Origin of the sequence: Nocardioides sediminis, from assembly GCF_003047295.1 — a bacterium.
GTDB classification, from domain to species: domain Bacteria; phylum Actinomycetota; class Actinomycetes; order Propionibacteriales; family Nocardioidaceae; genus Nocardioides; species Nocardioides sediminis.
On the sequence record NZ_PZYZ01000006.1, the window covers coordinates 170,178 to 196,959 of the forward strand.

25 protein-coding genes are annotated in these 26,782 nt (G+C 72.6%); 15 read left to right on the plus strand and 10 right to left on the minus strand.

Features of this window, described 5'->3' with window-relative positions; all coding sequences use genetic code 11:
- Window positions 1-44: 44 nt before the first annotated feature.
- Together DAI17_RS14935 and heR are read right to left on the minus strand one after the other, a co-directional pair.
- Window positions 45-1,733 carry a CHAP domain-containing protein gene (locus DAI17_RS14935; RefSeq protein WP_159081579.1) on the minus strand — a complete coding sequence of 563 codons (1,689 nt, stop codon included), beginning with the start codon at window positions 1,731-1,733 and terminating at the stop codon, window positions 45-47.
- Window positions 1,734-1,955: 222 nt separating this feature from the next.
- Window positions 1,956-2,732: a heliorhodopsin HeR gene (gene heR, locus DAI17_RS14940; protein ID WP_107774000.1), complete on the minus strand. Its 777-nt coding sequence runs from the start codon at window positions 2,730-2,732 to the stop codon at window positions 1,956-1,958.
- Between the two features lie 101 nt (window positions 2,733-2,833).
- On the opposite strand from heR, the gene DAI17_RS14945 reads away from it, so the two are divergent.
- Entirely contained in the window at window positions 2,834-3,355 is a 522-nt protein-coding gene (locus DAI17_RS14945) for an SOUL family heme-binding protein (protein WP_107774138.1), read from the plus strand.
- Window positions 3,356-3,365: 10 nt separating this feature from the next.
- Here the strand turns inward: DAI17_RS14945 and DAI17_RS14950 are convergent, their stop codons facing one another.
- Entirely contained in the window at window positions 3,366-4,139 is a 774-nt protein-coding gene (locus DAI17_RS14950) for an esterase/lipase family protein (protein WP_107774001.1), read from the minus strand.
- A 57-nt stretch (window positions 4,140-4,196) separates the two neighbouring features.
- Complete coding sequence (locus tag DAI17_RS14955) at window positions 4,197-5,018, minus strand: alpha/beta fold hydrolase (protein ID WP_107774002.1); 822 nt, start codon at window positions 5,016-5,018, stop codon at window positions 4,197-4,199.
- A gap of 69 nt (window positions 5,019-5,087) precedes the next feature.
- Here DAI17_RS14955 and DAI17_RS14960 point away from each other — a divergent pair, with 69 nt between their 5' ends.
- Window positions 5,088-5,690: a TetR/AcrR family transcriptional regulator gene (locus DAI17_RS14960; RefSeq protein WP_107774003.1), complete on the plus strand. Its 603-nt coding sequence runs from the start codon at window positions 5,088-5,090 to the stop codon at window positions 5,688-5,690.
- A gap of 28 nt (window positions 5,691-5,718) precedes the next feature.
- Here the strand turns inward: DAI17_RS14960 and DAI17_RS14965 are convergent, their stop codons facing one another.
- Both DAI17_RS14965 and DAI17_RS14970 read right to left on the minus strand, forming a co-directional pair.
- Complete coding sequence (locus tag DAI17_RS14965; RefSeq protein WP_107774004.1) at window positions 5,719-7,719, minus strand: NADPH-dependent 2,4-dienoyl-CoA reductase; 2,001 nt, start codon at window positions 7,717-7,719, stop codon at window positions 5,719-5,721.
- A complete protein-coding gene (locus DAI17_RS14970; RefSeq protein ID WP_107774005.1) occupies window positions 7,716-8,270 on the minus strand; it encodes a PadR family transcriptional regulator in 555 nt (184 codons plus the stop codon). The genes DAI17_RS14965 and DAI17_RS14970 overlap by 4 nt, the downstream gene beginning before the upstream one ends.
- A gap of 187 nt (window positions 8,271-8,457) precedes the next feature.
- Here DAI17_RS14970 and DAI17_RS14975 point away from each other — a divergent pair, with 187 nt between their 5' ends.
- From DAI17_RS14975 to DAI17_RS14985, 3 genes are read left to right on the plus strand one after another with little or no spacing between them, the layout of a single operon-like run.
- Window positions 8,458-9,606: a CaiB/BaiF CoA transferase family protein gene (locus DAI17_RS14975; RefSeq protein ID WP_107774006.1), complete on the plus strand. Its 1,149-nt coding sequence runs from the start codon at window positions 8,458-8,460 to the stop codon at window positions 9,604-9,606.
- 2 nt (window positions 9,607-9,608) lie between these two features.
- Window positions 9,609-10,343: a glutamine amidotransferase gene (locus tag DAI17_RS14980; RefSeq protein ID WP_107774007.1), complete on the plus strand. Its 735-nt coding sequence runs from the start codon at window positions 9,609-9,611 to the stop codon at window positions 10,341-10,343.
- 55 nt (window positions 10,344-10,398) lie between these two features.
- Complete coding sequence (locus DAI17_RS14985; RefSeq protein ID WP_107774008.1) at window positions 10,399-11,841, plus strand: flavin-containing monooxygenase; 1,443 nt, start codon at window positions 10,399-10,401, stop codon at window positions 11,839-11,841.
- Between the two features lie 49 nt (window positions 11,842-11,890).
- Here DAI17_RS14985 and DAI17_RS14990 read toward each other — a convergent pair whose 3' ends face one another.
- The gene (locus tag DAI17_RS14990; protein ID WP_107774009.1) at window positions 11,891-12,985 is read right to left on the minus strand and encodes an ABC transporter ATP-binding protein; all 1,095 of its coding nucleotides are present in this window, start codon (window positions 12,983-12,985) and stop codon (window positions 11,891-11,893) included.
- A 304-nt stretch (window positions 12,986-13,289) separates the two neighbouring features.
- On the opposite strand from DAI17_RS14990, the gene DAI17_RS14995 reads away from it, so the two are divergent.
- From DAI17_RS14995 to DAI17_RS15025, 7 genes are all read left to right on the plus strand, one after another.
- Window positions 13,290-14,525 carry an ABC transporter substrate-binding protein gene (locus DAI17_RS14995; protein WP_107774010.1) on the plus strand — a complete coding sequence of 412 codons (1,236 nt, stop codon included), beginning with the start codon at window positions 13,290-13,292 and terminating at the stop codon, window positions 14,523-14,525.
- Between the two features lie 29 nt (window positions 14,526-14,554).
- Window positions 14,555-15,553 carry a carbohydrate ABC transporter permease gene (locus DAI17_RS15000; protein ID WP_234412514.1) on the plus strand — a complete coding sequence of 333 codons (999 nt, stop codon included), beginning with the start codon at window positions 14,555-14,557 and terminating at the stop codon, window positions 15,551-15,553.
- The gene (locus DAI17_RS15005) at window positions 15,550-16,368 is read left to right on the plus strand and encodes a carbohydrate ABC transporter permease (RefSeq protein ID WP_107774012.1); all 819 of its coding nucleotides are present in this window, start codon (window positions 15,550-15,552) and stop codon (window positions 16,366-16,368) included. Before DAI17_RS15000 ends, DAI17_RS15005 begins: the two co-directional genes overlap by 4 nt.
- Window positions 16,365-17,855, plus strand: coding sequence for a GH1 family beta-glucosidase (locus DAI17_RS15010; RefSeq protein WP_107774013.1), 1,491 nt, complete (start codon window positions 16,365-16,367; stop codon window positions 17,853-17,855). Before DAI17_RS15005 ends, DAI17_RS15010 begins: the two co-directional genes overlap by 4 nt.
- Before the next feature lie 5 nt (window positions 17,856-17,860).
- Window positions 17,861-18,892, plus strand: a complete 1,032-nt coding sequence (locus DAI17_RS15015; protein ID WP_107774014.1) for a LacI family DNA-binding transcriptional regulator — start codon at window positions 17,861-17,863, stop codon at window positions 18,890-18,892.
- 197 nt (window positions 18,893-19,089) lie between these two features.
- Window positions 19,090-20,592 carry a DEAD/DEAH box helicase gene (locus tag DAI17_RS15020; protein ID WP_107774015.1) on the plus strand — a complete coding sequence of 501 codons (1,503 nt, stop codon included), beginning with the start codon at window positions 19,090-19,092 and terminating at the stop codon, window positions 20,590-20,592.
- Between the two features lie 35 nt (window positions 20,593-20,627).
- Entirely contained in the window at window positions 20,628-21,314 is a 687-nt protein-coding gene (locus DAI17_RS15025) for a CPBP family intramembrane glutamic endopeptidase (RefSeq protein ID WP_107774016.1), read from the plus strand.
- On the opposite strand, the gene DAI17_RS15030 is transcribed toward DAI17_RS15025, so the two are convergent.
- Window positions 21,294-22,208: an NAD(P)H-binding protein gene (locus DAI17_RS15030; protein WP_107774017.1), complete on the minus strand. Its 915-nt coding sequence runs from the start codon at window positions 22,206-22,208 to the stop codon at window positions 21,294-21,296. The genes DAI17_RS15025 and DAI17_RS15030 overlap by 21 nt on opposite strands.
- 89 nt (window positions 22,209-22,297) lie before the next feature.
- Here DAI17_RS15030 and DAI17_RS15035 point away from each other — a divergent pair, with 89 nt between their 5' ends.
- Window positions 22,298-22,807, plus strand: coding sequence for a VOC family protein (locus DAI17_RS15035; protein ID WP_234412515.1), 510 nt, complete (start codon window positions 22,298-22,300; stop codon window positions 22,805-22,807).
- Window positions 22,804-23,436, plus strand: a complete 633-nt coding sequence (locus DAI17_RS15040; RefSeq protein WP_107774019.1) for an alpha/beta hydrolase — start codon at window positions 22,804-22,806, stop codon at window positions 23,434-23,436. The genes DAI17_RS15035 and DAI17_RS15040 overlap by 4 nt, the downstream gene beginning before the upstream one ends.
- On the opposite strand, the gene DAI17_RS15045 is transcribed toward DAI17_RS15040, so the two are convergent.
- Window positions 23,429-24,745, minus strand: a complete 1,317-nt coding sequence (locus DAI17_RS15045) for a cation:proton antiporter (protein WP_107774020.1) — start codon at window positions 24,743-24,745, stop codon at window positions 23,429-23,431. The genes DAI17_RS15040 and DAI17_RS15045 overlap by 8 nt on opposite strands.
- A gap of 102 nt (window positions 24,746-24,847) precedes the next feature.
- Window positions 24,848-25,450 carry a helix-turn-helix domain-containing protein gene (locus DAI17_RS15050; protein ID WP_107774021.1) on the minus strand — a complete coding sequence of 201 codons (603 nt, stop codon included), beginning with the start codon at window positions 25,448-25,450 and terminating at the stop codon, window positions 24,848-24,850.
- 113 nt (window positions 25,451-25,563) lie between these two features.
- Here DAI17_RS15050 and DAI17_RS15055 point away from each other — a divergent pair, with 113 nt between their 5' ends.
- Window positions 25,564-26,775: an acetyl-CoA C-acetyltransferase gene (locus DAI17_RS15055; protein WP_107774022.1), complete on the plus strand. Its 1,212-nt coding sequence runs from the start codon at window positions 25,564-25,566 to the stop codon at window positions 26,773-26,775.
- Window positions 26,776-26,782: the final 7 nt, after the last annotated feature.

Sequence of the window (26,782 nt, forward strand, 5' to 3'; positions counted from 1 at the left end):
GCGGGCTCGTCCGGGCGCGACCTCGCGCAGCGGCCGGCTCACAGCTAGCGGCGCGACGGCACCCTGACGCGCGAGCGCACGACGGCCGGTCGCACGACATCGGTCCCCGCATAGCGCACGACCACCGGCTTCATGCCGGGACGGACGTCGCGTATGACGGCGCGCGCCCGCCCCTTGACGACCTGGGCCTCGACCGAGCGGCCTCCCACGCTGATCGTCATCGCTCCGTCCGGTCTCGACGCTCCGGGAGCGCGGACACGGACGTCCACCGCGACGCGTCTGCGCGTGGCGTCGGGCCGCACCTTGATCACGGGAAGGGTCGTGACGGGGGCCACGGCGACCGACTCCGTGGTGCTGCGGTAGTGGCGCCGAGACAGCGTGATCTGCACGGACAGGGCGTGGCCGATGTCCCCCTTGCGGACCGTGTAGGTGGGATGGGTGGCCTTGGAGATGGGTCGGCCGTCCCGGAGCCAGGCATAGGTGGCCGACGCGGCAGTGGGCCGGACGCTCCCGACCTGGACGGCGATTCGGCGGCCCACCAGGGGCGTGCCCTGCACTCGGGACGGACTGGTGATGACGACGGGCTTGGCCAGGACGGGGGTGGTCTCCGGCGCGGTCGAGGTCGTCTTCCGGTAGCCGCTCGCGGCCGCGGTGGTGCGTGCGCTGATCCGTCTGTCGATGTGGACCCGGCTCAGGACGAGGGACGCCCCGGTGGCTCCGGGAAGAGCAACCCCGTCGGCGTACCACTGCGTCTTGACCTTCGCGGGTTGCGGCGCCCACGACGACGTCGTGAGGGTCAGCGTCTGGCCGACCTCCGCCACGCCCTGGATCGTCGGCAGCTCCGTGGGCTGGAGTGTTCCGGGGGCGACGGGGGCGGTGGAGAGCACGGCGCGGCCGGGGGTGTAGCCGCTCAGCTCGGCCGTCACCTCGGCGGTGAGGGTCTTGCCCTTCACGTCGGGCGTGGGGACGTAGGTGGCCGCGGTGGCGCCGGGGATGGCGGCACCGTCGGCGAGCCACCGGACGGTGACGCTGGTGGGCGTGGGCGTCCACGCACCGGCCGCCACCTCGAGCGGTGCGCCGACCATCGGGGACCCGACGATGGCGGGGGCGGTCGTCGGCTCGACCACGCGGTCGTTGAAGTGGATGAACCCCGAGGGCCAGCCCCCGCCGGCGGACTTGGTGGCTCGCCGCCAGTGGAAGTCGCCGCCCCAGTAGTCCTCGGAGACGATGATCTCGGTGTCGGAGACGACCTGTTCCACGACGGCGACGTGTCCGCTCGCACCTGCCGGCTTCGCGTTCGACCTGTACCAGGCGATCGATCCGACGGTGGGGGTCTGGTCGGTGATGCTCGCCATCGCCACGCCCCAGTTCGAGGCGTTCCCGCTGCCGTCCCAGGGTCGGACGTTCGGCATCCCGGACTGGATCAGCCGGTAGGCCACGTAGTTGGTGCAGTTGTGCCCGGTGTACATGCGCCAGTAGGACGTGGACGACGCCTGGCGGTAGCCGCCGTTCCCGTATCCGGCCGCCTGACAGCTGGCGTACCCGGTGCACAGGTAGCTCGACGCGACCAGGCTGACCCTGCCGACGGTGGTCGGGACGACGAGCAGGAGGAGTGCAAGCACAGCGGTGACCAGCGTGGCCGCACGCTTGATCCGCCGTACGACACGCGGGAGCGCGTGCAGCGCCGCGACGGGGCGCTGTGACGACTGTGACTCGTGAGGCTGTTGTTGCACGATGAGCGAGCGTACGGTGCCCAAGTCAAGCCCGCCACGCCGATGGGTGAAGATCATCCGTGTAATTCGTTGTGGGCGGCCGCCCACGCCGAGACCCCCGCCACGCGCGCTGCGATCAAGGGGGTCGCGGAGGGCGGCTGGCCATCTGCCTGGCGCACGACGTCACCGCGTGGCCCGGCCAGGCCACTGCTGGACCGCGGCGGCGAGGGCCGGCGGGACCCGCTAGGACGCCAGCGAGCCGGCGAAGATCTGCCAGGCGAGGGCGGACTTCGCGACCAGGCTGAGGACCAGGTAGGCCTTCTCGCCGAACGCGTAGCTGCGCCAGGGTCCGACCTGCCGGTACTGCAGCCACTGGTTGAGCGCGAAGCTGTTGAAGAAGACGAACAGCGACACGAAGATGCCGACCACGAAGCCGGGGACCTCCTCGGCCGCCACCAGGTTGTAGCCGATCGCGATCCACGGTGCGACGCCCGCGACGCAGCCGAACCAGAACGGCTTCATCGTCACCGACGTGCGGCCCGGCGGGTTGGCCGACTCCTGCAACCAGCCGAAGAGGATCATCGCCACGTTGGCGCCGGCGATGCCGATCAGCGCCGAGATGCCGTCGATGCCGGAGTAGAGGGCGATCAGCAGCACCATGATCGTCGCGCTGAACGAGTACTCCACCCACCGGAACCGGTTGATCCCACCGCGGAGGTCGCTCTCGTAAGTGCGCCGCACGGCCGTCGCGGTGAGCAGGTGGTCGAGGCCGGCGAGTGCGAGGAACACCGCGACCGCGACCCCGACCGGGAGGTCGAAGAGGGCCTCGGGCGCCGACGGCGTCGTGCCCGGGGGACCGGTGGGCAGCGAGCGGGTCACCGTCACGGCGAAGTCCGTCGCCAGCACGACCACCACGACCGCCTGTGCGAGGTGCAGGAGTGCGAGGCCGAGGTTCCAGCGCCGCAGGGAGCGCAGGCTCGTGTCGTCGACACCCGTCGCGGTCACGTCGGAGGTGGTCATGCCTCCATGGTGCCGGACAGGGCCACGCCCCGCTCGCGACCGCGCGGCGGGGGACCTCCGGCACTGTCCCGCCGCCCCCGTGGCCGGGGAGGATGGCCGCCGTGACCGAGCACCAGCCGTACGACGTCGTGGAGGAGCACCGTGACTTCGAGCTGCGCCGCTACCCCGCGCACGTCGTCGCGGAGACGCGGGTGACGGGCTCGTTCGAGGGCGCCGGCAACGCGTCGTTCCGACGGTTGGCCGGCTACATCGGCGGCCGCAACACCCAGTCCCGCAAGGTGGCGATGACCGCCCCCGTCCTCCAGGAGGCCGAGGAGGACGCCGGGCGCTACGTCGTCAGCTTCGTGATGCCCGACTCCTTCGACCTCGACGCCGCCCCGGCGCCGACCGACGGGACGGTCCGGCTGCGTGCGATCCCCGCCCACACGGCCGCCGCAGTGAGGTTCTCCGGACGCTGGACGCAGGGCCGCTTCGACGAGCACGCCCAGCGCCTGCTGGCCGCGGTGGAGGCGGCCGGCCTCGAGGTCGACGGCCCGCTGCGCTTCGCGCGCTTCGACCCGCCGTGGACGCCGTGGTTCCTGCGGCACAACGAGGTCGTCGTGCCGGTGGTGTCGCCGTCCTGACGAGCCGCCGTCAGGCCGGGTCGCGGGAGAGCCGATCGGCGACGACCGTCCAGACGTCCGGGTCGACGCCCATGCCGATGTGTGTCGAGGACACCTCGACGTGCTCCACGCCCGGCGTGGAGCGGTCGATGCACGCTTGCCAGGAGACGATCCCGTCCCGCCTGGAGAACACGGCGGTGAGCGGCACGGGGACCGGTGCCGCGGCGTCGAGCCGCCGGGTGACCCGGCCGGTGCCGGAGCCCTGGGCGCGGGCGATCGTGGTGAGGCTCGGTCCGCCGACCACCGGCGTGCCGTAGGTGATGACCCGGCGGACGGCGTCCGGGTGGCGGCGCGCCACCTCGCGGGCGATCACCCCACCCAGGCTCCACCCGACCAGCGACGCGGGCGCGCCCACCTCGTCGACCAGCTCGAGCAGGCGACCGGACAGCCGCTCGACGTCCCGACGAGGGTCGCCCAGGTTGGTGCCGAAGCCCCAGCCGCGCGCGTCGTAGCCCCACGCCCGCAGGTAGGCGCGCAGCGGCGCCCCGGTGACCTCGGGGGCGCGCCACCCGGGGATGTCCACCACCAGGTGACCGTCGCCGCGGGGAGCCGCGGCAAGGCGGGGCAGCGCCCCGACCAGCCGGGCCGCGTCGAGGGCGGAGCCGAGCTCACCCAGGGCCGTCCAGGTGGAGGGCGGACCCGTCGGCGCCGCCAGCTCGGAGAGGTCCGGGTGCTCGCGAGCGCGGGAGCGGACGCCGGTGGCGCCGAGGACCGGTCGGCCCGGGTGCGGGAGGGAGCGCCACATGGCTCGACCGTACGTCGAGGTGCGCAGCGGCTCGCGTCCGACGTACGTCGTGCGGGTTCAGGCCAGCCGGTCCCAGAACCGGCGGATGCGGGCGGCGAGGGCCTGCGGCTGCTCGAGGGGGACCAGCGTCCGAGCGCCCTCGATCGTGACGAGCTCGGCGTCGGGAGCGAGGGCGGCGGCCGCCGCGGCGTCCTGGGGACTCCAGTCCCCTCGGTCGTCGGACGCCACGAACAGGCTCGGCACGGCCAGGTCCGCGAGCGCGGCGTTGACGTCGACCCGGTCGAGGATGAAGGACCGGATGGCCAGGGCCATGCTGCGGCGGGTCGGGCGGGCCAGGGACTCCACGACGATCCGCCGGGTCTCGTCGTCAGCGGCGGAGGCGTCGGTGAGCATGGCCCCGACGATCGCCGAGCGCACGGGACCGACCGGGCCCGCGGTCCGCAGGACGGGCAGGAGCAGGTGCACCTGCCTGCGCAGCGCGGGGGCCAGCGGCTCGGTCGGTGAGCTGATGGCGACCAGGCTGCGGAGCACGCCGGACCGGGTGCCGAGGTCGAGGCCGATGTGCCCCCCGAAGGCGTTGCCGACCCAGTCGACGGGGCCGTCGACGCCGAGCTCGTGGAGCAGGTCGATGGCCGCGTCGGCGGCCTCCGCGATGCTGCTCGTCCGGCGGAGCGGCTCGCTGAGGCCCAGCCCCGGCGGGTCGACCAGCACGTAGCGGCGGTCCGTCGGGAGCAGCGGGACCAGCGGGTCCCAGGTGTGGCTGTCGATGAACATGGACGACCACAGGACGGTCGTCGCGCCGTCCCCGGTGCTCCGCACGTGGAGCCGGCCGAGGCGGGTGGGGATCGAGGTGGTGCCCTCGACCAGGTGGTCGTGCATGGTCTCCTCCTTGACCGCGAATTCGGCGTGAGTCTCACTCACATCAATATTGATGTTAGCCTCGTTGTCATGAAAAGCAACCCCCCTCGGACGTACCGGATGACGGCGCGTGCCGAGGCCGCCGAGCGGACCGGCGAGCGGATCGTCGACGCGATGCTGCGCCGGTACGCCGAGGTCCCCTACGACCGCCTGCGTCTCGAGGACGTCGCCGCCGACGCCGAGGTGACCGTGCAGACCGTGCTCCGCCGCTTCGGCAGCAAGCCCGGGCTGCTGGTCGCGGCCATCGAGCGGGAGTTCGTCCGCCTCGCCGGAGAGCGTGCGGCCGCCCGGGGCGAGAGCCCGCGCAGCACGCTGCACTCGCTGGTCGACTACTACGAGGACCACGGCACCCTGATCCTCAAGATGTACGCCGAGGCCCACCAGGCGCCCGGCGTCCCCGAGCTCGCCGCCCGGGCCCGGGCCTACCACGTGGGCTGGTGCCGCGAGGCGTTCGCCGGGGCGCTGGGCGAAAGCCTGGACGACGTCGTCCGCGCGCGCAGGCTCGCCCAGGTCGTGGCCGTCTGCGACGCCACGACCTGGCGCATCCTGCGCTTCGACGGGGGCCTCTCGCCCGAGGAGACCGAGGAGGCGCTGGCAGAGCTCCTGCTCCCGCTGCTGGCGTCCGGCGCCTGAGCGCGACCGACCCCGCGTGCTGCTCGCCTCAGAGGGCCGCGACGACCTCCGTGCCCTGCTTGATCGCCCGCTTGGCGTCGAGCTCGGCGGCCACGTCGGCGCCGCCGATGAGGTGCACGCTCGGGTGGTCCAGGACGTCGTACAGGTCCCGCACCGACTCCTGGCCGGCGCAGATCACGACGTGGTCGACGTCGAGCACCCGCGGTGAGCCGTCGACGGTGACGTGCAGGCCGGCGTCGTCGATCCGGTCGTACGTCGCGCCGACGACCTGCGTGACCCCCGACTGCTTGAGCACCGCGCGGTGCGCCCAGCCGGACGTCTTGCCGAGCCCGATGCCGATCGGGGTGGCCTTGCGCTGGACGAGCGTGACCTCGCGCTGCGGCGTACGCGGCTTGGGCTCGGTCAGGCCGCCGGGGTGCAGGGTCGGGTCGCCGACGCCCCAGTGGGCGTACCAGTCCTCGACGGTGTCGCTCGGGTCGTGGGCCAGGAAGTGGCTCACGTCCACCCCGATGCCGCCCGCGCCGATCACGGCCACCCGCTTGCCGACGGTCACCGAGCCGTCGAGCACGGCGGCGTAGGACACCGCCTTGGCATGGTCGATGCCGTCGATGACCGGGATGCGCGGGACGACGCCGGTGGCCACGACGACGTGGTCGTACGCCGTGAGGTCGGCCGCCGAGGCCTGCGTCGAGGTCCGCACGTCCACGCCGAGGACCTCGAGGCGACGGGTGAAGTAGCGCAGCGTGTCGGCGAAGTCCTCCTTGCCGGGCACCTGCATGGCCAGCCGGAACTGGCCGCCGATCTCGGGGTTCTTCTCGAAGAGGGTGGTGGTGAAGCCGCGCTCGGCCGCGTTGACGGCCGCGGCCAGTCCGGCGGGACCGGCGCCCACGACGGCGACGGTCTGCTTCCTCATGGTCGGCACGAGGACCAGCTCGGTCTCGTGGCAGGCGCGCGGGTTGACCAGGCAGGAGGCCCTCGTGTTGGTGAAGGTGTGGTCGAGACAGGCCTGGTTGCAGGCGATGCAGGTGTTGATCTCGTCGGCGCGGTCGTCGAGCGCCTTGGCGACGAACGCCGGGTCGGCGAGGAACGGGCGGGCCATCGACACCAGGTCGGCCTGCCCGGAGGCGATGATCTCCTCGGCCAGCTCGGGGGTGTTGATGCGGTTGGAGGCGCAGACCGGGACGTTCGCGACCGCGGAGAGGCGGGCGGTGACGTCGGCCCAGGCGGCCCGCGGGACCTGCGTGATGATCGTGGGGATCCGCGCCTCGTGCCAGCCGATGCCGGTGTTGAAGACGGTGACGCCGGCCTCCTCGAGCTTGCCGGCCAGCTCGACGACCTCGTCCCACGTCTGGCCGCCCTCGACGAGGTCGAGCAGCGAGATCCGGTACATGATCGGGAAGCCGTCGCCGACCGCCTCGCGCGTGCGGCGCACGACCTCGACGGGGAAGCGCATCCGGTTGCGCGCGCTGCCGCCCCACCGGTCGGTGCGGTCGTTGGTGCGGGTGGCGAGGAACTGGTTGATCAGGTATCCCTCGGAGCCCATGATCTCGACCGCGTCGTAGCCGGCCTTCTGCGCCAGGCGGGCGGCGTTGGCGAAGTCGGACGCCGTCCGGTCGACGCCCCTGGTCGACAGCGCCCTCGGCGTGAACGGCGTGATCGGCGACTTGATGCTCGAGGCGCCGACGGACAGCGGGTGGTAGCCGTAGCGGCCCGCGTGCAGGACCTGCAGCGCGATCGCGCCGCCCGCCTCGTGCACCGCGCCGGTCACCCGCTGGTGCCGGATCGCCTGCAGCCGCGTGGTCATCTCCGAGGCGAAGGGCTTGAGCCAGCCGCGCTTGTTGGGGGCGTAGCCGCCGGTCACGATCAGCCCGGCGCCGCCGCGCGCCCGCTCGGCGAAGTAGGCCGCCAGCTTGTCGATGTCCCACGGGTGGTCCTCGAGGCCGGTGTGCATCGAGCCCATGACCACGCGGTTGCGCAGGGTCAGGTCGCCGAGGGTGATCGGCTCGAGGAGGTGCGGGTAGGACGTCATGCGGTGACTCCTTGGTCGTCGGCGTGTTCGCTGTCGTGCGCGGTCAGGTAGTCGGTGAGCCACCCGATCCAGAACTCCTCCAGCCCGATCCCGCCGCGCAGGACGAGGAGCTGGTCGAGCTGGTGGCCGGTGGCGTCGGCCGGCAGGGCGGCCTCGAGCTGGCGGTAGTGCGCGAGCCTCGTCTCGTGGTCCGCCCGGGCTGCCGCGACGTTTCGCAGCAGCGTCGCGCGATCGCCGTACGACGCCCCGCGGAGCTTGACGGCGAGATCGCTGCGGAACGCCTCGACGCCCATCGGCTCGGCGAGCCAGTCGGCGAGCACCCGGCGGCCGGTGGCGGAGACGTCGTACCGCTTCTTGTCCGGGCGGCCGGCCTGGCCCACGGTCTCGACGGTGACCCAGCCGTCGCGCTCCATGCGGGCGAGCACGCGGTAGATCTGCTGGTGGGTGGCGTGCCAGAAGAAGCCGATCGACTTCTCGAAGCGCCGGGCGAGCTCGAGCCCGGCGGCGGGCTGCTCGCGCAGGGCGACGAGGAGCGCGTGTTCGAGGGCCACGAGGACGAGGGTGGCAGACCTATGCAACGAGTTGCAAGGTGGGGTCGGTCACTGATTTGCTGGCCGGTTCCTCCGGTTCCTGGCCGTTGCGTCGGCCAGCAACCGTAGGAATCACCGCTGAAGCGGTGACTCCGACAGGCGGCACGCCCCCTCGCGACCGTGACAGCAGCGGTGTCATGATCGGCACATGACGTATGAGCTCGGGCAGGGGACCGGCCCGCTGCGTGGCGTGAAGGTCGTCGAGATCGCGGGCATCGGCCCGGGGCCGCACGCCTGCATGCTGCTGGCCGACCTGGGCGCCGACGTGATCCGCGTCGAGCGGCCGGGGGGCGACATGCTCGGCGCCGGCCGCCACGACGTGCTCGCCCGCGGTCGACCGAGCGTGGCCCTCGACCTCAAGCACCCCGACGCCGTCGCCACCGTGCTCGACCTGGTGGCGGGGGCCGACGTCCTCGTCGAGGGGATGCGGCCCGGCGTGGCCGAGCGGATGGGCATCGGGCCGGACGCCTGCCACGCCCGCAACCCGCGGCTCGTCTACGGCCGGATGACCGGCTGGGGCCAGGACGGGCCGTGGAGCCAGGCCGCCGGCCACGACATGAACTACGTCGGCATCACCGGTGCCCTGCACGGCCTCGGCCAGGACCCGGCCCGGCCGCACTTCCCGTGCAACCTGCTCGGTGACTTCGGCGGCGGCTCGACCTACCTCGTGGTCGGCGTCCTCGCCGCGCTCCTCGAGGCGCGCACCAGCGGGCGCGGCCAGGTCGTCGACGCCGCCATCGTCGACGGCACCGCCCACCTCAACGCGATGGCCAGCACCTTCGCCGCCCTCGGCCTCGACACCGGCCGCCGCCGGTCGGGACTCCTCGACGGCGGCACCCCCTACTACGACCTCTACGAGACCGCCGACGGCGAGCACATGAGCGTCGGGCCGCTCGAGCCGCAGTTCTACGCCGAGATGGTGCGGCTGCTCGAGCTCGACCTGCCCGACCGCGACGACCCGGCCAACCTGCCGGCGATCCGCGAGGCGCTCACCGCGCGCTTCAAGGAGCGCACCCAGGCGGAGTGGAGCAAGGTCTTCGACGGCACGGACGCCTGCGTCGCCCCCGTCGTACCCCTCGCGGACGCGCCCCACCACCCGCACCTCGCGGCCCGCGGCACGTTCGTCGAGCAGGACGGGGTCACCCAGCCCGCCCCGGCGCCGCGCTTCTCCCGCACGCCCGCGTCCCTCGGCATGCCGCCCGGCGGGCCCGGCGCCCACACCCGCGAGGCCCTGGCCGCCTGGGGCGTCGAGGACGTCGACGCCCTCCTCGAATCCGGCGCCGCCGTCCAGGCCTGATCATGCGCCCCTTCCTCTTCCTCGGCACCCGCGCCGAGGACGACGTCGCCCAGCAGGAGTACGACGCCGTCCTCGCCGGCTCCGGGCTGCAGCCCGACGAGCTCGTCCGGGTCCGGCTGGAGGAGCGCCCCCTCGGCGAGGTCGACCTCGACGACTGGTCCGGGATCATCGTCGGTGGTGGGCCCTTCAACGCCTCCGACCCCGAGGACGCCAAGTCCCCGGTCCAGCACCGGGTCGAGGCCGAGCTCCGCGACCTCGCCCTCCGCGTCATCGAGGCGGACTTCCCCTTCCTCGGCGCCTGCTACGGCGTCGGCGTGCTGGGCACGCTGCAGGGCGGCGTCGTCGACCGGACGTACGGCGAGCCCATCGGCGCGCTGCCCGTGCGGCTGACCGCGGAGGGTGCCGAGGACCCGCTCTTCGGCGCCCTGCCGCTGGTGTTCACCGCCTACCTCGGCCACAAGGAGGCCGTGTCCCGGCTCCCCGACGGCGCCGTGCTGCTCGCCTCCACCGCCACCTGCCCGGTGCACGCCTTCCGGATCGGCCGCAACGTCTACGCCACCCAGTTCCACCCCGAGCTCGACCCGGTCGCCCTCTGCGACCGGATCGACGCCTACAGCGCCCACGGCTACTACGAGCCGCACGAGCGCGAGTCCCTCAAGGCCGCCGCCCGCGAGGCGCTGGTCACCGAGCCCGTCCGGCTGCTCGCCCGCTTCGTCGAGCTGCACGCCCGCCCCTGATGGTTTCGACACGGCGCTGGCGCGCCTGCTCAACCAACGAGAATCTAGGAGACCCATGAGCGACCACGTCGACGTACTCATCATCGGCGCCGGCCTGTCCGGCATCGGTGCGGCCGCGCAGCTCACCCGCGAGCACCCCGGCAAGTCCTACGCGGTGCTCGAGCGGCGCGCGGCCAGCGGCGGCACCTGGGACCTCTTCCGCTACCCCGGCATCCGGTCCGACTCCGACATGTTCACCCTCGGCTACCGGTTCAAGCCGTGGCGTGGCGACAAGGCGCTCGCCGACGGGCCCTCGATCCTGCGCTACGTGCGCGAGACGGCGCGCGAGTACGGCATCGACGAGCACATCCGCTACGGGTACGACGCCCGCGCGGCGTCGTGGGACAGCGAGTCGGCGACGTGGACGGTCACCGTCGAGCACGACGGCGCCTCCCACGAGATCACGTGCAGCTTCCTGTGGGCGACCACCGGCTACTACGACTACGAGCAGGGCTACCGGCCCGAGTTCCCGGGGGAGTCGTCGTACGGCGGCCAGCTCGTCCACCCCCAGCACTGGCCCGAGGACCTCGACCACACCGGCAAGCGGATCGTGGTCATCGGCTCCGGCGCCACCGCGGTGACGCTGGTCCCGGCGCTGGCCGACTCGGGCGCCGCGCACGTGACGATGCTGCAGCGCTCCCCGACGTACATCCTCTCGCTGCCCGCCGAGGACAAGGTCGCGCAGGGCCTGCGCAAGGTGCTGCCCGAGCGGCTCGCCTACGCCGCGACGCGGTGGAAGAACGTCGGGGTCTCGACCGGCCTCTTCCAGCTCAGCCGGCGCCGCCCGGCGACGATGCGCGGCTTCATCCGCAAGGAGAACGCCAAGCGGCTGCCCGAGGGGTACGACGTCGACACCCACTTCCGGCCCGCCTACGACCCGTGGGACCAGCGGCTGTGCCTGGTGCCCGACGGCGACCTGTTCCGGGTGATCCGCGAGGGGACCGCCGAGGTCGTGACGGACACGATCGACACGTTCACCGAGCGCGGGCTGCGGCTCGCGTCCGGGCGCGAGCTCGAGGCCGACATCGTGGTGACCGCCACCGGGCTGACGCTCAAGGCCTTCGGCGGGATGGCCTTCGACGTCGACGGGCGCAAGGTCGAGCTGCCCGAGACGATGGCCTACAAGGCCCTGATGCTCAGCGGGGTGCCCAACTTCGCCTACACCGTCGGCTACACCAACGCGTCGTGGACGCTCAAGGCCGACCTCGTGGCGGATTACGTCTGCCGGCTGCTGTCCCACCTCGACGAGCACGGGCTGCGGTCGGCCGTGCCGGTGCCGGACCCGTCGGTGGGCGAGCAGCCGTTCATGGACTTCGCGGCGGGCTACGTCCTGCGGGCCCTGGACACGCTGCCCAAGCAGGGGGACGTCGAGCCGTGGAAGCTCAAGCAGAACTACTTCCACGACATGCGGACCATCCGGCGCGGGCCGATCGACGACGGGGCGCTGGCGTTCCGCTGAGGCTCGCCAGCCGCCCGGACGTCATGGGGGTGGGCAGCGCCGGAGGGCCTCAGGCCGAGAGCCGCTCGCCCGAGGCGGTGTCGAAGACGTGCACGGCGCCCGGGTCGAGGACGAGGCGCACGCGCTCGCCCTTGGTCAGGTCGGGGCGACCGTCGAGGCGTACGACGGCCTGGCTGATGACGCCGGCGAGCGACGGGTCGTCGGGAACGGCGTAGAGGAAGGCGTCGGCGCCGAGCTCCTCGACGACGGTGACGGTGACCGCGAAGCCGTCGGTCGACGTCGCCGGGCCGATCCGCCACGCGTGCGGCCGGACGCCGAGCGTCACGTCGCCGGTGGCCCGCGCGGCGATGTCGCGGGGGAGCGGCACCCGCAGGTCGCCCACCCAGGCGTCGCCGTCGGACAGCTTGGCGGGCAGCAGGTTCATCGCCGGCGAGCCGATGAAGCCGGCCACGAACAGGTTGGCCGGCCGGTCGTAGAGCGCCAGCGGGGTGTCGACCTGCTGGAGGAGCCCGTCCTTGAGGACGGCGACCCGGTCGCCCATCGTCATCGCCTCGACCTGGTCGTGGGTGACGTAGACGGTGGTGATGCCCAGCCGCTGCTGGAGGGCGGCGATCTGGGTGCGGGTGGAGACCCTCAGCTTGGCGTCGAGGTTGGAGAGCGGCTCGTCCATCAGGAACACCTCGGGCTGCCGCACGATGGCGCGACCCATCGCGACGCGCTGGCGCTGGCCGCCGGAGAGGGCCTTGGGCTTGCGGTGCAGGTAGTCCTCGAGGTCGAGGAGCCGCGCCGCCTCGAGCACCCGCTGGTCCCGCTCCTCCTTGCTGACCTTGGCGACCTTGAGGGCGAAGCCCATGTTGTCGGCGACGCTCATGTGCGGGTAGAGCGCGTAGTTCTGGAAGACCATCGCGATGTCTCGGTCCTTGGGCATGTCGTGGGTGACGTCGCGGTCGCCGATCATGATCGACCCCTCCGTGCACTCCTCGAGCCCGGCGAGCATCCGCAGCGAGGTCGACTTGCCGCAGCCCGAGGGGCCGACCAGCACCATGAACTCGCCGTCCTCGATCTCCAGGTCGAGCGCGTCCACCGCCGGTCGCTCCGCGCCGGGGTAGCGCCGTCCGGCTCCCACGAATCGCACCGATGCCATCGTCGATCCTTCCCTCCACGTCCCGGCGCACGGGCGGCCGGGGCTGGCACACACCGTACGGCGCTCGGCGTACCCCGTCTAGTGGAAGCGCTCTCACAGTTTTCTGAACCGTGATGCCCCGGTCCGTTGACATGCGGTGTGACCGGTGTCATGGTGAACCGCAACCCGGGATGGAAGCGCTTCCACACTTCCGTCCAATGACACAATCCAGCCGGACGCCCGTCCGGCGTCCCCGCAGGACGGCAGGAGAGCAGTGGTGAAGACACGGAACAGTCGGCGAGCGCGACTCGCCACGGGCGCCTTGATGGCGCTCACGCTCACGATGACGGCCGCCGCGTGCGGCGGCGACTCCGAGGGGGCGACGACGGAGGACGGCAAGATCAAGCTGACCGTCGCGACCTTCAACGAGTTCGGCTACGAGGAGCTCATCGAGGAGTACAACGCGATGCAGGACGAGGTCGTGGTCGAGCAGAAGAAGGCCGGCACGGCCAACGAGCACCAGGACAACCTCTACACCAAGCTCGCCGCCGGCTCGGGCCTCTCCGACATCGAGGCGATCGAGGTCGACTGGTGGTCGGCCCTCATGGAGCAGTCCGACGCCTTCGTCGACCTCTCCGACCCCGAGGTCGAGGGCCGCTGGCTGGACTGGAAGACCGAGGCCGCGACGACGCCGGACGGCGCCCTCATCGGCTACGGCACCGACATCGGCCCGGAGGCCATCTGCTACCGGTCCGACCTGTTCAAGAAGGCCGGGATGCCGACCGACCGCGACGAGGTCGCGAAGCTCTTCGGCACCTGGGACGACTACTTCGAGGCCGGCCGCGAGTTCGTGGACAAGGTCCCGGGCACCGCCTGGTACGACTCGTCCGGCGGCACCGCGCAGGCGATGATCAACCAGGTCGAGTACTCCTTCGAGGAGGAGGACAACACCGTCATCGCCGCGGACAACCCGGAGGTGAAGGAGGTCTTCGAGACCGTCACCACCAACGCCGCCGACGGCCTGTCCACCGGCCTCACGCAGTGGAGCGAGGACTGGACCGCGTCCTTCCAGAACGACGGCTTCGCCACGATGGCCTGCCCGGGCTGGATGCTCGGCGTCATCGAGGGCAACGCCGACGGCATCGAGGGCTGGGACATCGCCAACGTCTTCCCCGGCGGCGGCGGCAACTGGGGCGGCTCCTACCTCACCGTGCCCGCCCAGGGCGAGCACACCGAGAAGGCCAAGGAGCTGGCCAAGTGGCTGACCGCTCCCGAGCAGCAGGTCAAGGCGTTCGAGGCCAAGGGCACGTTCCCGAGCCAGGTCGAGGCCCTGGAGGACCCGGCCCTGACGGGGTCGACCAGCGCGTTCTTCAACGACGCGCCGACCGGTGAGATCCTCGCCGACCGCGCCGAGGCCGTGCCCTTCATCGCCCACAAGGGCCCCAAGTTCGCCGACATCAACACGGCGTTCCAGCAGGCCATCCAGCGCGTCGACGAGGGCAAGGAGTCGGCCGACGAGGCCTGGCAGTCCTTCCTCGCCGACGTCGAGCGGCTGGGCTGAGCCCTGCCATGACGCTGGACTCTCCTGCCGTGAGCCCTGTCGGGGACGGCGGTGACCCCGAGCGGGTCACCGCCGCCCCGGCGGGGGCCGGGTCACCGTTGCGGGGCCGCCGGCCGTCCCCGTGGCGGCGCCGGCTGTCGCGGTGGGACGCCCGGCTCTCGCCGTACCTCTACATCTCGCCGTTCTTCCTGCTCTTCCTCCTCGTGGGCATGTTCCCGCTGCTCTACACCGCCTTCGTGTCGGTGCACGAGTGGAGCCTGCTCGGCGGGCAGGGCGACTACGCCGGCCTGGACAACTACCGACGCGTCCTCGAGGACCGCTACTTCTGGAACGCGCTGCGCAACACCGTCAGCATCTTCCTGCTGTCCTCGGTGCCACAGGTGCTCATCGCCCTGGTGCTCGCCGGGCTGCTCGACACCCAGCTCCGCGGCCGGACCCTGTGGCGGATGAGCGTCCTCGTCCCCTTCGTCGTGGCCCCGGCCGCGGTCGCGCTGATCTTCGGCAACGTCTTCGGCGACCGCTACGGCCTGGTCAACGAGGCGCTCCAGGCCATCGGGCTGAGCCCGATCGCCTGGCACGTCGACACCCTGGCCAGCCACGTGGCGATCGCCTCGATGGTCAACTGGCGGTGGACCGGCTACAACGCGCTGATCTTCTTGGCCGCGATGCAGGCCGTCCCGCGCGAGCTCTACGAGTCCGCCAGCCTCGACGGCGCCGGCCGGGTGCGACAGTTCGTCTCGGTCACCCTGCCGATGATCCGCCCGACGCTGCTCTTCGTGATCATCACCTCGACGATCGGCGGCCTGCAGATCTTCGCCGAGCCGCGGCTCTTCGACACCCAGGGCCTCGGCGGCTCGGACCGCCAGTACCAGACCATGACGATGTACCTCTGGGAGCTTGGCTGGCGGGTGCGCGACCTGGGCATGGCCTCCGCCGTGGCGTGGCTGCTGTTCCTCATCATCGTGCTCTTCGCCCTGGTCAACCTGCTCATCAGCCGCCGGGTCGGGACCCTGGGAGGTCGTCGATGAACCGCCGTCCGGGATTCCTCGTCTACGGGCTGCTCACGGCCTTCGTGCTCGGCTCGTGCGCGCCGCTCTACTGGTCCTTCCTCGTCGGCTCGCACAGCCGCGAGGTGCTCACCGAGCGGGTGCCCCCGCTGCTGCCCGGCGGCCACTTCCTCGACAACGCCCAGCGCGCGTTCGACGCCGTACCGTTCTGGAAGGCCCTGGGCAACAGCCTCCTGGTCTCCACCACGGTCGCCACGTCGGTCGTGCTCTTCTCGACGCTGGCCGGCTTCGCCTTCGCCAAGCTCGCGTTCAAGGGGCGTACGCCGCTGCTGGTCTTCGTCGTCGCGACCCTCGCGGTGCCCACCCAGCTCGGCGTCATCCCGCTCTTCATCGTGATGGCCGAGCTCGGCTGGGTCGGCTCGATGTGGGCGCTGATCGTCCCCGGCATGGTCACCGCGTTCGGCGTGTTCTTCATGCGCCAGTACCTCGTCGACGCGGTGCCCGACGAGCTCATCGAGGCCGCCCGCGTCGACGGCTGCTCGATGCTGCGGACCTTCTGGAACGTCGCCGTGCCGGCTGCGCGGCCGGCCGCCGCCATCCTGTGGCTGTTCACCTTCATGGCCACCTGGACCGACTTCTTCTGGCCGCTGATCGTGCTGCCGGCCAGCAACCCCACGGTCCAGATCGCCCTCCAGCAGCTGCAGAGCGGCTACTACGTCGACTACAGCCTGGTCCTCGCCGGCGCGGCGATCTCGACGCTGCCGCTGCTGGCCCTCTTCGTCCTCACCGGCCGCCAGCTGGTCGCCGGCATCATGCAAGGAGCAGTCAAGGGATGACCGTCCAGCACACGCTCGGCACGTCCGAGCGCACCCTCACCACGCCCGAGCCCGCCGTCCGCTTCCCCGAGGGGTTCGTCTGGGGAGCGGCCACGGCGTCGTACCAGATCGAGGGCGCGGTGGCCGAGGACGGGCGCACCGCCTCGATCTGGGACACCTTCTCCCACACCCCGGGTGCGGTGATGAACGCGCACACCGGCGACGTCGCCTGCGACCACTACCACCGGATGCCGGAGGACGTCGCGCTGATGCGCGAGCTCAACATGGCGTCGTACCGCTTCTCGGTCGCGTGGCCCCGCGTGCGCCCGGACGGCGGACCGGTCAACCGGGCCGGCCTGGCGTTCTACGACCGCCTCGTCGACGAGCTGCTGGGCCAGGGCATCGCTCCGTGGCTGACGCTCTACCACTGGGACCTGCCGCAGGCGCTCGAGGACGCGGGCGGCTGGACCAACCGCGACACCGTCCACCGCTTCGTCGAGTACGCCGTCGCGGTGCACGAGGCGCTCGGCGACCGGGTCCCGACGTGGACCACCCTCAACGAGCCGTGGTGCTCGGCCTTTCTCGGCTATGCCGCCGGCCACCACGCGCCGGGACGCCAGGAGGGCGCGGCGGGCCTCGTCGCGGGCCACCACCTGCTGCTGGCGCACGGCCTGGCGACCCAGGAGCTGCGCAGCCGCGGCGCCGACCGCCTCGGGCTCAGCCTCAACCTCACCGTGCCCGACCCGATCGACCCCGGCGACCCGGCCGACGTCGACGCCGCGCGGCGCATCGACGGGCTGCACAACCGGTTCTTCCTCGACCCGATCTTCACCGGCGCCTACCCCGCCGACGTGCTCGATGACACCGCCGACCAGACGTGGCAGGGCGCCCCCTGGCACGACGTCGTGCGCGACGGCGACCTCGCGACCATCGCGACCCCGATCGACGTGCTGGGCGTGAACTACTACCACGGCAACGCCGTCTCCGGGCACCCGCGGACCGACGTGGTGGGCATCGGCAGCGACCAGCCCGAGCGGGTGGCGAAGTCGCCCTTCGTCGGCTCCGAGCACGTCACCTTCCCGAGCCGTGGACTGCCCGTCACCGACATGGGCTGGGAGGTCCAGCCCGAGGGCCTGCACCGGCTGCTGCGCCGCCTGCACGACGACTACCCGTCCCTGCCGATCTACCTCACCGAGACCGGCGCGGCCTACCCCGACGTCCCGGACGCCGACGGGCAGGTGCGCGACGGTGACCGCATCGAGTTCCTCGACGCCTACCTGCGCGCGGTGCACGCCGCGATCGAGGACGGGGTGGACGTCCGCGGCTTCTTCCAGTGGTCCTTCATGGACAACTTCGAGTGGGCCTTCGGCTACGCGAAGCGCTTCGGGCTGGTCCACGTCGACTACGCGACGCAGCGGCGGACGCCCAAGGCGAGCGCCCACTGGTACGCCGCCGTCTCGGCGATGGGAGGGCTGCCCGCGGCGGGGCCGCCGGAACGACTAGCGTGAGCAGGGTGAAGGGGACTCGGGACACGACGTCGGGCTCGCCCACCCTCGACGAGGTCGCCCGGGTGGCGGGGGTCTCGCGCGCCACGGCCTCCCGCGCCATCAACGGCGGCCAGCGGGTCAGCCCCCGCGCGCAGTCGTCGGTCGACGCGGCCGTGCGCTCGCTCGGCTACGTCCCCAACCCGGCGGCGCGCAGCCTGGTGACGCGTCGTACGGACTCGATCGCGGTCGTGGTGCCCGAGCCGGACGACCGGGTCTTCTCCGACCCGTTCTTCGCCGGCACCCTGCGCGGCGTCACCCGCGCCCTCAACGAGCGCGACCTCCAGCTCGTGCTGCTGCTCGCCAAGCCGGGCGAGACCGCGACCCGCACCCTGCGCTACCTCACCAACCGGCACGTCGACGGGGCGCTCGTCGTCTCCCACCACCGCGACGACGGGCTGGCCGAGCAGCTGGCGCGCATCGACCTGCCGTGCGTCTTCGGCGGCCGGCCGTGGACCTCGGGCGAGCAGGTGGCGTACGTCGACGTCGACAACACCGCCGGCGAGCGGATGGCCACCGAGGTGCTCCTCGAGCGCGGCTGCCGCCGCATCGGCACCATCGCCGGGCCGAGCGACATGACCGCCGCCGAGGACCGGCTCGCCGGGTGGCGCCAGGCCATGGCCGCGGCCGGCCGGTCCGACGACGCGGTGGTGCACGGCGACTTCACCGAGGCCGGCGGCGAGCGCGCGGCCGAGGAGCTGCTGGCCACCCACCCCGACCTCGACGGCATCGTCGTCGCCTCCGACCTGATGGCCCTCGGTGCGATGCGCGTGCTCCAGCGGCTCGGCCGCCGGGTTCCCGACGACGTGGCGGTGATCGGCTTCGACGACCTCGGCGTCGCCGAGCGCACCACGCCGCCGCTCACCACCGTGCGCCAGCCGGTCGAGCAGATGGCCGAGCGCGCCACCCGGCTGCTGCTCGAGCAGGTCGACGGGCGCAGCCGCGGTCACGCCATGCGGGTCATCATCCCGCCGCAGCTCGTGCGCCGGCAGAGCGCCTGACGCGTCCGGCGTACGCCACCGATTCACCGGAACACCCGCTGCACCGATAGCGTTGACCCCACGCAGCCCGTCCAGTCTTGCCCCGGGCGCACCGGATCGTGACTCACGCAGTCGATCCGCTCCTCACTTCTGAGGCACGTATGCCGCCCATCCAGGGCCGGCCCACGTTGGCGAGACGCCAACCGAAAGACTTCTCCATGACCTTCGCCGACCTCGGCGTGCCCGCCTCGTTGATCACCATCCTCGAGCAGCAGGGCATCACCACCCCCACCCCGATCCAGGCCGCGACGCTGCCCGACAGCCTCGCCGGCCGCGACGTCCTCGGCCGCGGCCGCACCGGCTCCGGCAAGACCTTCGCGTTCCTGCTGCCGCTGGTGGCCCGCCTCGACGCCGCCAAGCTGCCGGCCATGCCGCGCAAGCCGCGCGCGCTGATCCTCGCCCCGACCCGCGAGCTGGTCGGCCAGATCCACGCCAGCCTCAAGCCGCTGGCCGAGGCCACCGGCCTGTCCACCCTCGTCGTCTACGGCGGCGTCGGCCAGGGCCCGCAGGTCACCGGCCTCAAGAAGGGCGTCGACATCGTCATCGCCTGCCCCGGCCGCCTCGAGGACCTGATGGGCCAGGGCCACTGCGACCTGTCCGCGATCGAGACCACGATCCTCGACGAGGCCGACCACATGGCCGACCTCGGCTTCCTGCCCGGCGTCCGCCGGATCATGGACAAGACGCCCCGCACCGGCCAGCGCCTGCTCTTCTCCGCCACGCTCGACAACGCGATCGACGTGCTGGTCAAGCGCTTCCTGACCAACCCGGTCACCCACGAGGCCGACTCGGCGCAGTCGCCGGTGTCCACGATGTCGCACCACGTGCTGCACGTCTCCCGCGACCAGCGGGTGCCGGTGCTCGTCGACCTCACCAGCGCGCCGGGCCGCACGGTCGTCTTCACGCGCACCAAGTACGGCGCCAAGGCGCTGGCTCGCCAGCTCAACAAGTCCGGCGTCCCGTCGGTCGAGCTGCACGGCAACCTGTCCCAGAACGCCCGCACCCGCAACATGGACGCGTTCCACTCCGGTCGCGCCACCACGCTGGTCGCCACGGACATCGCCGCCCGCGGCATCCACGTCGACGACGTGGCGCTGGTGGTGCACGCCGACCCGCCGGTCGAGCACAAGGCCTACCTGCACCGCTCGGGCCGTACGGCGCGTGCCGGCGCCCAGGGCACCGTCATCACCCTGATGACCGACGACCAGGTCAAGGACGTGCGCCAGCTGACCCGCCTCGCGGGCATCAAGCCGGTCACCACCAAGGTGCACGGCGCCGACCACCCGGTCCTCGTCCAGCTCGCCCCCGGCGAGCGCACCCTGGTCCCCGGCGGCCTCGTCGTCGAGACCCCCACCGGCTCCGGCGCCTCGCAGTCGGGCAACAAGGGCAGCCGCAGCCACGGCGGTCGCGGCCAGAACCGCGACCAGGCCCGTTCCGGCGGCGGCTCGGGCTCCGGCGGCGGTCGCAACCGTCGCCGCCGCAGCGGCGGAGGCGGCGGCCAGGGCGGCCAGTCCGGTGCGGCCGGCCAGGCCGGTCAGGGCAACCGCTCGGGCCAGGCCAAGCAGGGTGGTGGGCAGGGCGGCGGCCAGCGCGCCCCCCGTCGTACCGGCTCCGGCTCGGGCAGCTCGCACAGCGCGTCGGGCTTCAGCTCGGGTCGCTGACCGGATCTTCCCGCCCGCTCTCTAGGCTCGTCGACGTGTACGGCTGGCTGCGACGTTCGCTGTGGGACGTGGTGCCGCGCGACCAGCGCGACACCGCGGCCGCGCTGCGTCGCCGCCAGGTCGTCACCGTCGCCGTCGTCCTCATCGGCGCCGGCGTCCTCGGCTACTCGCTGAGGATCGAGCCGGGCAGCCCCACGTTCTACGTCTCGACGATGGTGCTGGCCGCGGTCTGGGTGGTCGGCGCGTTCGCGTCCGGTCGCCTGCACCTGGGCCGGATCGTCCACGGCGAGGCGCACCTGCGCCCCGTGGTCCAGCCGCTGCTGCTCGGGCTGCTGCTGGTGGGACTCTTCGTCGTGGGCGCGCTCCTGGTGCGGCAGGTCGAGCCGCTGGCCGACTACGTCCGCTCGGTCCTGGAGTACGCCGACCAGGGGTCGGTGCCGGTCCTCGTGGTCATCACGCTCATCAACGGCATCGCCGAGGAGCTCTTCTTCCGCGGGGCGGCCTACGCCGCGATCCCGCGGCACCCGGTGGCGTGGACGACGCTCGCCTACTTCGTGGCGACGCTGGCCACCGGCAACGTGATGCTGGCGTTCGCGGCGATCCTCATCGGCGCCGTGTGCGGCCTCCAGCGCCGGGCGAGCGGCGGGGTGCTGGCGCCGATCATCACCCACGTCACCTGGTCGCTGTCGATGCTGCTGCTGCTACCGCTCCTGTTCGCCTGAGGCCTCGGCACTGCGACGCTCCTCCAGCGCCCGGCGTACGGCCTCGGCGTAGCCCAGCGGCTCGCCCGGCACCACGTCGCGGATCGAGGTGTCGGTGACGACCACCTCGGTCGACATCGAGTCGATGAGGTTGCGCCCGGTCGTGGCGTCCACGTCGGTGACCAGCGCGAGCCAGTAGGAGGAGAGCCGCGGGGTGAGCACGGGGACCGGGACGACGGGGATCCTGCGGCCGTTGATGAGCTCGGCGGCGACCTCCATCATCTCCAGGTAGGTCAGCTGCTCGGGCCCGCCGATCTCGAAGACCCGGCCGAACGCCTCCTCCTTGTCGACGACGCCGGCGAGGTAGCGGATGACGTCGTCGAGCGCGATCGGCTGGGTGCGGGTGCCGACCCACTTGGGGACCACCATCGCGGGCAGGTTCTTGACGAGCTGGCGGGTGATCTCCCAGGAGATGCCGCCGTGGCCGACGACGATCGCCGCCCGCAGGACCGTGACGGGTACGCCGTCCTGGCCGAGGAGGCCCTCGACCTCGCGGCGTGAGCGCAGGTGGGCCGACAGGTCGTCGCCGTCGGCGCCGAGGCCGCCCATGTAGACGATCTGCCGCACGCCGGCCGCGGCGGCCGCCTTGCTGAAGTTGCGGGCCGCCTCGGCGTCCTTGCGCTCGAAGTCGGGGTCGTCGAGGGAGTGCACGAGGTAGATCGCGACGTCGACGCCGTCCAGCGCTGAAGCCAGCGAGTCGGGGTCGGACACGTCGCCGCCGACGGGCTCGCCGGGACCGTCGTACGACTCGGGGCGGCGGGTCATCGCGCGCACCGTGTGCCCGTCCTCGATCAGGGCGGGGACGAGGCGACGGCCGATGAAGCCCGTGGCTCCGGTGACGAGGACGGTGCTCATGGGGCAAGCCTCGCACGCGGCGGGGAATGTCCCCGACTCCTAGATGGTTCAATCTTCAACTAGACTGGGAACGACCCCGAGGAGAAACCGTGCCCATCCCCGCAGTCCGGCTCAACCACGCCGTCCTCTTCGTCGCCGACCTCGATCGGTCGGTCGACTTCTGGACATCTGTCTTCGGCATGGAGGTGGCCGCCCGCGAGCCGCGGGCCAACGCCGCGTTCCTGCGCCTTGCCCACGGGGACAACCACCACGACCTCGGCCTCTTCGGCATCGGCGCCGACCAGGTGAAGCGTCCCGGCATCGGGCTCTACCACCTCGCCTGGCAGGTCGACACCATCGAGGAGCTCGAGCAGGCGCGCACGACGCTGGCCGACGCGGACGCCTACACCGGCGAGTCCAGCCACGGCGCCACCAAGAGCGTCTACGGCAAGGACCCCGACGGCAACGAGTTCGAGGTCATGTGGATGCTGCCGCGCGCCGAGTGGGGCCGCTTCGAGCACGAGGCGCCCGTCGAGCGGCTGGACCTCGTGGGCGAGGTGGAGCGCTGGGGCGGCGTCCGCACCGCCGGTCGCGTCGTGGTCGACGGGGCCGCCGGGTGACTGCCTTCGACGCCCCGGTCGTGGCGTGGGCAGCCGGCGCCGACGACCCGACGCGCCCGCTGGTCGTGCTGCTGCACGGCCGCGGCTCGAGCGAGGCCGATGTCATCGGCCTCGCCCCGCACCTGCCGACCGGCCCGTCGTACGCCGCCGTGCGCGCGCCGATCGCCGAGGGCGGCGGGTTCGCGTGGTTCGCCAACCGCGGCATCGGTCGGCCGGTCGCCGAGAGTCTCGCGGCGACGACGGCGTGGTTCCGCGGCTGGCTGGACGGGGTCGCGCCGGCCGGTCGGTCGGTGGTGCTGGTGGGCTTCAGCGGGGGTGCGGCCTTCGCTGGCGGGCTCGTGCTGGGCGACCCCGACCGCTTCGCCGGTACGGCGGTCCTGCACGGCACGCTGCCCTTCGAGGACGCCGGCGTCGACGTCGGCCCCGGCCGCCTGGACGGCCGGCCGGTCCTGGTGGTCCACGGCGACCGCGACCAGGTCATCCCGGCCGAGCTCCAGGCCCGCACCTGGTCGTGGCTGCACGACGGGTCCGGCGCACTGGTCACGTCGCGCCGCGACCCTGGCGGTCACTGGCTGAGTGCCGAGACCGTCGCGGTGCTCGCCGAGTGGGTGGCGGGGCTGGTCAGCTGACCGGCGTGCCGCGGCGCGCGTCGAGGCGGGCCATCGCCGGCGTCGCCGTCACGCCGTGCAGCAGCACCGAGACGATCACCGTGAACGCCACGGTGGACCAGAGCCACGACTCGTCCGGCACGTGCTCGTGGCTGGTGGCGTAGGCCAGGTAGAACAGCGACCCGACGCCGCGGACCCCGAAGAACGCGACGGCCACGCGCTCGCCCGGGTCCAGCCCGCCGTCGCGCTCCGGGTCGCGGGCCAGCACGGACAGGCCGGCGTACCCGGCGAGCGGGCGGACCACCAGCACCAGCGCGAGGGCGACGACGACACCCCGCCAGTCGAGGTGCTCCAGCAGGCCGTGGGTCATCGCCATGCCGAGCGCGAGCAGCACCATCAGCGTCATCAGGCGCTCGAGCCGCTCGACGACGCCGTGCATCGCGCGCTGGTAGGAGTGGTCCCGCTCGGACGCGCGCAGCCGCATGGCGCAGGCGAAGATGGCCAGGAAGCCGTAGCCCCCGACGAGCTCCGCGGCGCCGTACGCCGTCAGCAGCGCCGCGAGGGCGAGCAGGGGCTCGCCGTGCTCGGCCAGCCGCAGGCTGTCGGTGCGGGCGCGGAAGGCCTGCCGGCCGAGCAGCCAGCCCGCGGCCAGGCCGACGCCCACGCCCAGGACGATCTTGCCGAGGACGTACCAGCCGACCCACTCGCCGGCGTCGAGCAGCGTGAACCCGCCCGCCAGGAGCAGCAGGGCCAGGTGCACGAAGGGGAACGCGAGGCCGTCGTTGAGGCCCGCCTCGGCGGTGAGGGAGAACCGGATGTCGTCGTCCTCGAGCGGCCCCCGGTCCTCCTCGTCGTGGTCGATGTCCTCGGTCAGGGGCTCCCCGACCTGGACGTCGGAGGCCAGCACCGGGTCGGTGGGCGCGAGCACGGCGCCGAGCAGCAGGGCGACCGCGGGCGCCAGGCCGGCGACCCACCAACCGAGCAGGGCGACGCCCAGGATGGTCAGCGGCATCGTCACCCCGAGCAGCCGCCACACCGGCGACCAGGTGCGCCACGAGCGCCACGACCGCAGGTCCAGGGTGCGGTCGATGGCCAGCCCCACGCCCATGAGCGAGACCAGGACGGTGAACTCGGTGACGTGCGTGACCAGCGTGCGGTTGGCCTCGGGGTCGAGGCTGACGCCCTCGGGCAGCGGCAGCAGGCCGATCAGCATGCCGAGGGCGACGAGCACCATCGGCGGCGACAGGGCGATGCGCCGGGTGACCTGCGGGAGGACGATCGCCACGAGCAGGCACAGGCCGAGGAGCAGGTAGACCGCGGCCCCGGTCATCGTGTCGACGTCAGGTCAGGCATGGCCCCACCTTCTCAGTCGCGGCCACGGAGTGTCGCTTCGTCGTCACCCCCGCGGGCGGTGGGGCGGCCTGCGGGTCGCTCAGCGGCGACCCTTCCCGTCGTACGACGCGGCGCTGGCGTCCATGGCCTGCTCGTAGGCCGCGACCAGCCCGGCCACGGTGAGCGGCTTGAGCCGGTGGACCATCTCGCGCAGCTGCTCGGCGGTGCCGCCGGCCTCGCGGAACGGCGGCCAGACGAGGGTGCGGACGATCTCGGAGAGCTCGGCGGCGACCTGCCGGCCGTGCTCGGCGTACACCTCGGCGACGGCGGCGGCAGCCTCGGGCGGAACGCCCAGCCCGGCGAGCCCCTCGGCCACGTCGACGTGGCGCTCGCCGGTGACCGGAGCGAGCAGGGAGAGGTGGAGCGCGATGTCGGAGGGGGTGGCGTCGTCGGGGATGCGCTCGACGTACTTCTCGATCGCCGACAGCGTGAAGCCGTGCCCCTGGAGCTCGCGGACGAGCTCGAGCCGGGCGACGTGGTCGGCGGAGTAGTAGCCCGAGCGGCCGCGGCGGATGGGCGGCGGCACGAGCCCGCGCGAGGTGTAGAAGCGGATGTTGCGGACGCTGGTGCCGACCCGCTCGGTGAGCTCCTCGAGCGTCAGGAGCAGGTCGTCGGACACCGCTCCAGGTGCTGTCTCGGTCATCGCCGTCCCTCCTCGCGGGTGTTCCGGGCCACACTGCTTGACCACGATGACAGTAATGGTGTCACAATCGTGGGACGGGTCTCCACACCCTCTCGACTCTTCGAAGGACGGTCATGGCAGAGGCATTCATCTACGACCACATCCGTACGCCGCGCGGCAAGGGCAAGGCGGCCGGGGCGCTGCACGAGGTCAAGCCGGTCGACCTGGTCGTCGGCCTGCTCGACGAGGTGCGCACGCGCAACCCCGGCCTCGACCCGGCCCGCGTGGACGACGTCGTGCTCGGCGTCGTGTCGCCGCTGGGCGACCAGGGCGGCGACATCGCCAAGACCGCGGCGCTGGCGGCGGGCTACCCCGAGACGGTCGCGGGCGTGCAGCTCAACCGCTTCTGCGCCTCCGGGCTGGAGGCCGTCAACCAGGCCGCCGGCCGGGTGCGCGGCGGCTTCGAGGACCTGATCCTCGCCGGCGGCGTCGAGTCGATGAGCCGGGTGCCGATGGGCTCCGACGGCGGCGCCTGGGCGATGGACCCGGCCACCGCGCTCACCACCGGCTTCGTGCCCCAGGGCATCGGCGCCGACCTGATCGCCACCATCGAGGGCTGGACCCGCGACGACGTCGACGCCTTCGCGGCCGAGTCGCACCACCGCGCGGCCAAGGCGTGGGCCAACGGCTACTTCGCCGACGCGGTCATCCCGGTCAAGGACCGCAACGGCCTGACCGTCCTGGACCACGACGAGCTGATCCGCCCCGACACCAGCCCCGAGGGGCTGGCCGGGCTCAAGCCGTCGTTCGCCCAGATCGGCCGCGACGCCGGCTTCGACGACGTGGCGCTGGAGAAGTACCACTGGGTGGAGAAGATCGACCACGTCCACCACGCCGGCAACAGCTCGGGCATCGTCGACGGCGCCGCCATCATGGCCGTCGGCAGCGAGCAGGTCGGCACCGACCTCGGGCTCACCCCGCGCGCCCGGATCGTCGCCACCGCGGTCTCCGGCGCCGACCCGACGATCATGCTCACCGGGCCCGCGCCGGCCGCCCGCAAGGCGCTGGCCAAGGCCGGCCTCGAGGTCTCCGACATCGACCTCTTCGAGATCAACGAGGCCTTCGCGGCCGTGGCGATGCGCTTCATGCGCGACCTGGGCATCGGCCACGACATCACCAACGTCAACGGCGGCGCGATCGCCATGGGCCACCCCCTCGGCGCGACCGGCGCGATGATCCTCGGCACCCTCGTCGACGAGCTGGCCCGCCGCGACCAGAGGCGCGGCCTCGCCACGCTCTGCGTCGGCGGCGGCATGGGCATCGCCACCATCGTCGAGCTCGTCTGAAAGGCAG